The organism is Sphingobacterium tenebrionis (genome assembly GCF_037126265.1).
GTDB classification, from domain to species: Bacteria; Bacteroidota; Bacteroidia; order Sphingobacteriales; family Sphingobacteriaceae; genus Sphingobacterium; species Sphingobacterium tenebrionis.
This window is the reverse complement of the sequence record NZ_JAYLLN010000078.1, coordinates 1-1,294: the sequence shown is the minus strand read 5'-3', so window position 1 is coordinate 1,294 and position 1,294 is coordinate 1. Positions and strand designations below refer to the sequence as shown.

The following is a 1,294-nucleotide window of genomic DNA, read 5'->3' as shown; positions in this document are numbered from 1 at the left end:
AACAATGATTTCCCAAGTAGTGGCGAGCGAACGGGAAAGAGCCCAAACCATACCTGTTACGGCAGATATGGGGTTGTAGGACCACGATATTGTACTGTGCTATGAACTGGAAGCAGGTGGGAAACTGCGCGATAAGGGTGAGAGCCCCGTACAGGCAAAGAATACAGGCATAGTGGTATCCTGAGTACCGCGGGACCGGAGAAATCCTGTGGGAATCCGCCAGCACCATCTGGCAAGGCTAAATACTCCTGAGAGACCGATAGTGGACCAGTACCGTGAGGGAAAGATGAAAAGAACCCCGAACAGGGGAGTGAAAAGAACCTGAAACCGTGTGCTTACAAGCGGTCGGAGCGGAGCGATTCCGTGACGGCGTGCCTTTTGCATAATGAGCCTACGAGTTACTCTTGTCCGGCAAGGTTAATCGATTAAGTCGAGGAGCCGAAGCGAAAGCGAGTCTGAACAGGGCGCACAGTCGGATGAGGTAGACGCGAAACCTTGTGATCTACCCTTGGGCAGGTTGAAGGTGCGGTAACACGTACTGGAGGACCGAACCGATAAACGTTGAAAAGTTTCCGGATGACCTGAGGGTAGGGGTGAAAGGCCAATCAAACTGGGAAATAGCTCGTACTCCCCGAAATGTTTTTAGGAACAGCGTCGGCATATGAGTCTAGCAGAGGTAGAGCTACCGATTGGGTGCGGGGGAGTCAAATCCTACCAAATCCAGACGAACTCCGAATGCTGCTAGATATGGCCGGCAGTGAGGCTTTGGGTGCTAAGGTCCAAGGCCGAGAGGGAAAGAACCCAGACCATCAGCTAAGGTCCCCAAATCCGTTCTAAGTTGAACTAACGAGGTCCGGTTGCCCAGACAGCTAGGATGTTGGCTTGGAAGCAGCCATTCATTTAAAGAGTGCGTAACAGCTCACTAGTCGAGCGGCCGGGCGTGGATAATAAACGGGCATCAAGAACGGTACCGAAGCTATGGATTGCAGATCAATCTGCACTGGTAGGGGAGCATTCCATAGGGGGCGAATCCGGCAGGTGACTGTCGGTGGACCTTATGGAAAAGCAAATGTAGGCATAAGTAACGATAAGGCGGGTGGGAAACCCGCCCACCGAAAGACTAAGGTTTCCTGATCAACGCTAATCGGATCAGGGTCAGTCGGGACCTAAGGCGCATCCGAACGGAGGCAGCCGATGGACAACGGGTCAACATTCCCGTACTGTTCCTTACTGCGATGTGGTGACGGAGTAGTGACACTGCCGCGAGCTGACGGAATAGCTCGTTGAAGCGCAA

1 rRNA gene is annotated in these 1,294 nt (G+C 52.9%); it reads left to right on the top strand.

Features of this window, described 5'->3' with window-relative positions:
• A 23S ribosomal RNA gene (locus VJ786_RS16540) occupies window positions 1–1,294 on the top strand; the annotation flags it as partial.